At 72.7% G+C, this 5,974-nt stretch carries 7 protein-coding genes; 1 reads left to right on the forward strand and 6 read right to left on the reverse strand.

All coding sequences use genetic code 11. The features are described from left to right. Window positions 1-97: 97 nt before the first annotated feature. From pgi to ACZ37P_RS00635, 4 genes are all read right to left on the reverse strand, one after another. Window positions 98-1,756, reverse strand: coding sequence for a glucose-6-phosphate isomerase (gene pgi / locus ACZ37P_RS00620; RefSeq protein WP_467344177.1), 1,659 nt, complete (start codon window positions 1,754-1,756; stop codon window positions 98-100). Between the two features lie 75 nt (window positions 1,757-1,831). Further along, window positions 1,832-1,954 carry a hypothetical protein gene (locus tag ACZ37P_RS00625; protein ID WP_402713712.1) on the reverse strand — a complete coding sequence of 41 codons (123 nt, stop codon included), beginning with the start codon at window positions 1,952-1,954 and terminating at the stop codon, window positions 1,832-1,834. Between the two features lie 94 nt (window positions 1,955-2,048). Next, a complete protein-coding gene (locus tag ACZ37P_RS00630; RefSeq protein WP_355333884.1) occupies window positions 2,049-2,813 on the reverse strand; it encodes an SIS domain-containing protein in 765 nt (254 codons plus the stop codon). 211 nt (window positions 2,814-3,024) lie between these two features. Then, on the reverse strand, window positions 3,025-4,062 hold the full coding sequence (locus tag ACZ37P_RS00635) for an N-acetylglucosamine kinase (RefSeq protein WP_355333887.1): 1,038 nt from the start codon (window positions 4,060-4,062) through the stop codon (window positions 3,025-3,027). Between the two features lie 70 nt (window positions 4,063-4,132). Here ACZ37P_RS00635 and ACZ37P_RS00640 point away from each other — a divergent pair, with 70 nt between their 5' ends. Continuing rightward, window positions 4,133-4,999 carry a MurR/RpiR family transcriptional regulator gene (locus tag ACZ37P_RS00640; RefSeq protein WP_188284199.1) on the forward strand — a complete coding sequence of 289 codons (867 nt, stop codon included), beginning with the start codon at window positions 4,133-4,135 and terminating at the stop codon, window positions 4,997-4,999. A gap of 108 nt (window positions 5,000-5,107) precedes the next feature. On the opposite strand, the gene ACZ37P_RS00645 is transcribed toward ACZ37P_RS00640, so the two are convergent. After that, window positions 5,108-5,443, reverse strand: coding sequence for an RNA polymerase-binding protein RbpA (locus tag ACZ37P_RS00645; RefSeq protein ID WP_073497103.1), 336 nt, complete (start codon window positions 5,441-5,443; stop codon window positions 5,108-5,110). Window positions 5,444-5,613: 170 nt separating this feature from the next. After that, on the reverse strand, window positions 5,614-5,850 hold the full coding sequence (gene secG / locus ACZ37P_RS00650; protein WP_355333892.1) for a preprotein translocase subunit SecG: 237 nt from the start codon (window positions 5,848-5,850) through the stop codon (window positions 5,614-5,616). Window positions 5,851-5,974: the final 124 nt, after the last annotated feature.

Raw genomic sequence — 5,974 nt, forward strand, 5'->3', positions numbered from 1 at the left:
CCTCCCCCCCCCTCCCCCCACCCCCCCCCCCCCCCCCCCCCCCCCCCCCCCCCCCCCCCCCCCCCCCCCCCCCCCCCCCCCCCCGGTGCGTGGTGCCTCAGCGACCGCGCAGCTCGCGGTACTTGGCGACCAGGGCCGTGGTGGAGGCGTCCAGGCCGGGGACTACGGTGCCCTCGGCGAGGGCGGGCTCGACGCGCTTGGCGAGGACCTTGCCCAGCTCGACGCCCCACTGGTCGAAGGAGTCGATGTTCCAGACCGCGCCCTGGACGAACACCTTGTGCTCGTAGAGGGCGATGAGCTGGCCGAGGACGGACGGCGTCAGCTCGGTGGCCAGGATGGTGGTCGTGGGGTGGTTCCCGCGGAAGGTCTTGTGCGGGACCAGTTCCTCGGGCACGCCCTCGGCCCTGACCTCGTCCGGCGTCTTGCCGAAGGCCAGCGCCTGGGTCTGCGCGAAGAAGTTCGCCATGAGCAGGTCGTGCTGGGAGGCGAGCGGCCCGAGTTCGTCGACCGGCCGCGCGAAGCCGATGAAGTCCGCGGGGACGAGCTTGGTGCCCTGGTGCAGCAACTGGTAGTACGCGTGCTGCCCGTTGGTGCCCGGCGTGCCCCAGACGACCGGACCCGTCTGCCAGGTCACCGGGTTGCCCTGCCGGTCCACGGACTTGCCGTTGGACTCCATGTCGAGCTGCTGGAGGTAGGCGGTGAACTTGCTCAGGTAGTGGCTGTACGGCAGCACCGCGTGCGACTGCGCGTCGTGGAAACCGCCGTACCAGACGCCGAGCAGGCCGAGCAGCAGCGGGACGTTCTCCTCCGGCGGCGCGGTCCTGAAGTGCTCGTCGACCAGGTGGAATCCGGCCAGCATCTCGCGGAAGCGGTCGGGGCCGATGGCCAGCATCAAGGAGAGGCCGATGGCCGAGTCGTAGGAGTACCGGCCGCCGACCCAGTCCCAGAACTCGAACATGTTCTGGGTGTCGATGCCGAAGTCGGCGACCTTCTCCGCGTTGGTGGACAGCGCCACGAAGTGCTTGGCGACCGCGGACTCGTCGGCGCGCAGCTCGGTGAGCAGCCAGTCGCGGGCGGAGGTGGCGTTGGTGATGGTCTCGATGGTGGTGAAGGTCTTGGACGCGATGATGAACAACGTCTCGGCCGCGTCCAGGTCGCGGACCGCCTCGTGCAGGTCGGCGCCGTCCACGTTGGACACGAAACGGACCGTCAGACCGCGGTCGGTGTAGGCGCGCAGCACCTCGTAGGCCATCGCGGGGCCGAGATCGGAGCCGCCGATGCCGATGTTGACGACATTCCTGATCCGCTTGCCGGTGTGGCCGGTCCACTCCCCCGAGCGCACCCGGTCGCAGAAGACCTGCATCTTGTTGAGCACGGAGTGCACGGCGGGCACGACGTCCTGGCCGTCCAGCTCGATCACCGCGGAGCGCGGGGCGCGCAGAGCGGTGTGCAGGACCGCCCGGTCCTCGGTGACATTGATCCGCTCGCCGCGGAACATCGCGTCACGAAGCTCGAACACCCCGGTCGCGGCGGCCAGTTCGCGCAGCAGCCGGAGCGTCTCGTCCGTCACGAGCTGCTTGGAGTAGTCCAGGTGGAGGTCACCCACTTGGAGGGTGTAACGGCTGCCCCGCTCGGGGTCGGCCGCGAACAGATCCCGCAGGTGCGCGTCCGCCAGTTCCTCGCGGTGCTTGCCGAGCGCGTGCCATTCGGCACGCTGGTCGAGAGCCTTCGGGCCCTGCGCGTTCGTTTCGGACATCAGTCCACTTCTCCTCGTCCTCGCTGCACGCCCCACGCTAATTGATGACACGCCGGAACGAGACGAGGGCGGGCATCAGGAAGGCGTGCGGTTGGCGGCGCTGACCCGGCCGAGCAGGTCCGCCGGGGTGCGTTCCTGGAGGAGCGTCACCTCACTGACGTTCCGCACCGTGCCGAGAGCGCCGGATACGGCCGTCACGGTGACCGCGGCGGGCCGCGTCCGCCGCGCCGGGGCAGCGCGGCGGACTCGGCGAGCGCGGGCGGCTCGGTGGCGCGGGAGAAGTGGCGGCGGGTCAGAAACCGCCGCGGTGCAGGCGGCCCGCGTAGCGCTCCTCCAGGACGGCGTTGCGCTCGAAGCCGCCGGGCAGATTCGCGGAGATGTAGACCGGCGCCTCGTGCCCCTCGGCGGTGAGCAGGCCCACGCACTCGGCGACGACCATCTGGACCAGCAGGGCCGAGGTGATGGTGGAGACACCGCACAGCGCGCCGCCGTCGGGCAGCGGGAGCAGGGCGTCACCGGCGGGCGCGCAGTTGTCGAGGACGGCGTCGGCGATGTCCGCGAGCCGCTTGCCGCTGGGGTGCAGAGCGGGCACGGCGCGGGTGTGGGTCAGCGAGGTGAGGGCGACCAGCGGGTGCCCCGCCTCCTTGACCTGGAGGGCCATGTCCACCACGGAGTTGTTCACACCGGAGTTGGAGACGATCACGAACAGGTCCCGCGGGTGCGGCGTCGACAGGTCGTACAGCCGCCTGGCCAGGCCGGGGGAACGTTCCAGCAGCGGGTCGTCGAGCACCGAGCGGTCCTCGCCGCCGCGCAGCACGAGGTCGGCGAGGCCGATCCGGTTGGTGGGGATCAGGCCGCCCGCGCGGCCGACGATCTCCAGGACGGTGGCCTGGGAGTGGCCGGTGCCGAAGCCGTGGATCACACCGTCGGCGGCCACGCAGTCGGCGAAGAGCCGTCCCGCGGCGGCGACGGAGTCCTTGTTGGCCGCGATGGCGCGCTCGACGGCGGCGCGCCCCTCGTCGGCGAACCGGGCGGCGCTGAGCTGTGCGTCGGCCATGGCCGAGCCCCCTTGGTGGGTCGGGTGGTGAGATCGGTGGCCGGTTCGGCTCGATCAACCATCTTTGAGATGGTCCGATGAAACAATGAACCACCCTTCGCGCCGCCGTCAAGACACCCCGGCGCCGCCGCGACCCCGCGAGGAACCCGGCCTCACCACAGGAGACCCCTCGCCCCAGAGGGCCCCGCCCTTACACCAGCGGCCCCCGCCCTCACAGCAACAGCCGTGCCAGCGCCGCCGCCCCCACTCCCCCGTTCGCCACCGGGAAGACCCGCAGCGCGAGCCCGTCGAGCCGGGCGACGACCCGGTCGAGCAGCGGGCCGCCGGGCCCGAGCAGTCCGCCGGTGAGCACCAGCGGCTCCCCCGGCCGCGGCTCCAGCGCCCGTACGGTCGCCACCAGCAAATCGGCCGCGCCGTCCAGCAGCCGCAGCGCCACCGCGTCGCCCTCGTCCGCCGCCTCCACCGCCTGCCTGCTGAGCTGCGCGAGCCGGGCCGGCGTCTGCTCGTACGCGCTGGTCACGATGGCCTCGCTGAGATCGGCGCGCGCCTCGCCGTCGGGCAGTGGCCGTTCCGCGCCGTCCAGGCGCCCGGTGCCGCCCAGCCGCTCGTACGCGCCCGGCGGCAGATAGTGCGCGGCGACCCTGGCGACCAGCGAGGTCCAGGGGCCGCGGCCGTCCAGCGCCTCCAGCGCCGCCCGCACCGCCCGGCCGCCGAGCCAGAAGCCGCTGCCCTCGTCGCCGAGCAGCCAGCCGTGGCCGTCCACGACCGCGGAGCGGCGTCTGCCGGTGAGCCGGGTGGCGATGGCGCCGGTGCCCGCGATCAGCACCAGGCCGTCGCCGGGCGCGCCGGGCGCGGAGGCCAGCGCGACCTCGGTGTCGCCGCCGACGCCGATCGCGGCGCCCGTGATGCCGTTGGCGGCCAGCGCGTCGGCCAGACAGGACAGCGCGAGGCCGTGGCCGCGCTCGGCGCCGAGCCCTTCCGCGGCGCCCGCGAAGCCGCCGTAGACCGCGGCGACCCGCCCCCGCAGGTCGGCCGGGACCGCCTGGGCGACCGCGTCCGTCAGGTGCCGGGTCAGTTCGGCCCGGCCGACGCTCAGCGCGTTGCCCGGCCCCCCGGTGCCGCGGCCGAGCACGACGACCTCCGCCGGGCCCCCGGCCGTCTCCGGCGCCGCCTCCGCCAGATACGCGCGGCTGCTGGTACCGCCCGCGTCGATGCCGATCACAAGCGGTCGGCTGTAGATTTCACTCATTGCCACGAATGGTGGTTGATAGATTCACCCGCAGGCAAGTCCTCAAGCCGTCCAGCCGAGACGAGTCACCATGATCACCGCGTTGATCCGCTCCGAACTGCCCCGGATGTCCGGTTCCCTGCGCAAGGTGGGCGAGCTGGTGCTGGCCGACCCGGTCGCGGCGACGCACGGCTCCGCGGCCGAGCTGGGGCGGCGCACGGGCACCTCGCAGGCCACCGTCACCCGCTTCTGCCGGGCGCTCGGCCTGGACTCGTACCAGCAGCTCCTGATCGAGCTGGCGCAGGAGCAGGGCCGCAGCGAGGCGGAGCCCCGTACGGCGGCGCTCGGGCCGCAGATCGGGCCCGAGGACGACCTGGAGCAGGTGATCGGGGTGGTCGCGGAGGCCGATCTGCGGGCGCTGCGGCAGACCGCCGACCGGCTGGACCGCGAGGCACTGGAACGGGCCGCGCAGACGCTCGCGAAGGCCCGCAGGATCGACGTCTACGGCGTCGGCGGCTCGGGGATCGTGGCCAGGGAGACCGAGGCGCGGCTGTACGGCATCGGCTGCGCCGCGCACGCCTGGACCGAGGTGCACGCGGCGGAGACCTCCGCGGCCCTGCTGACGCCCTCCGACGCGGTGGTGGCCATCTCGCACTCGGGCGCCACCCGGGAGGTGCTGGAGCCGCTGCGGCTGGCCGCGGAGCGCGGCGCCGTCACCGTGGCCGTCACCGGCGACCCGCGCTCGCCGATCGCCCAGGCCGCCGACGTACGCCTCACGTCCACCTCGGGCGAAACCAGCTTCAGGCGCGGCAACTTCGGCACCCGCCACTCCGTACTGCTCATCGTGGACTGCCTGTACGCCCGCGTCGCGCAACTCACCTACGAACGGGCTACGGCCTCCATCGCGTTGACGGGCCATATCGCGGACGCGCACGCGGCCCGGCCGCGCCGCCGCTGAGACGCCCGCCGCGGAGCGTGCCGTGAAAACAGAAAGCCCTCGGTCGCCGGGCGGGCTCAGAGGTCTGAGCCCGCCCGGCAACCGAGGTCCGGGACTTCCCTGATCTCGCTAGATCTCGCCGCGGAGCTTCGCCAGCGCCTCGGCGAGGATCGCCTCGCCGTCGGCGGCGCTGCGCCGCTCCCGCACGTAGGCGAGGTGGGTCTTGTACGGCTCGGTACGCGGCGGCGCCGGCGGATTCTCCTCGTCCTGCCCCGCCGGGAAGCCGCAGCGTGGGCAGTCCCAGGTCTCCGGGATCTGCGCGTCGCTGGCGAAACTCGGCTGGGTCTCGTGCCCGTTCGAGCACCAGAAGGAGATGCGGAGGCGCGGCGCGGACTCGCCGCGCTCGGCCTCTCCCATCGGCCCCGCTCCGACCCGACTTCCACGGATCGCGTTGCCACTTGCCACGGTCGTAACTCCCTGCGTGATGGTGCTGCGAGGTCGCCAGTTTACGGAGACCTTACGTGCCGTCCAGTGGCAGGCGCTCGACCTGTCCCCCGAGGACGTCTCCCCATAGTAAGCCGGGGTGGCGACGAGGCGTCAGTTCTCCCTGGATGCGCGGGAGTCGAACGTCGGCCCTACTTCTGGAACTTCATCACCAGGCCAAGGGTGACAATGCAGGCGAACCACAGCAGACCGACCACGACGGTGATCCGGTCGAGGTTGCGCTCGGCCACCGAGGAGCCGCCGACGGAGGACTGCATGCCGCCGCCGAACATGTCCGAGAGGCCGCCGCCCTTCCCCTTGTGCATCAGCACGAGCAGCAGAAGCAGCAGGCTGAAAATGATGAGGGCGATGGAGAACCCGATGACCACGGCTGGACCAACTCTCTCGACTACATGACAACGGCGCGGGGGGGGGGGGGGGGGGGGGGGGGGGGGGGGGCGGGGGAAGGGGGGGGGTGGGGGGGGGGGGGGGAGGGCTTGGGGGTTGCGCTGC

The organism is Streptomyces sp. NPDC024632 (assembly GCF_055559175.1).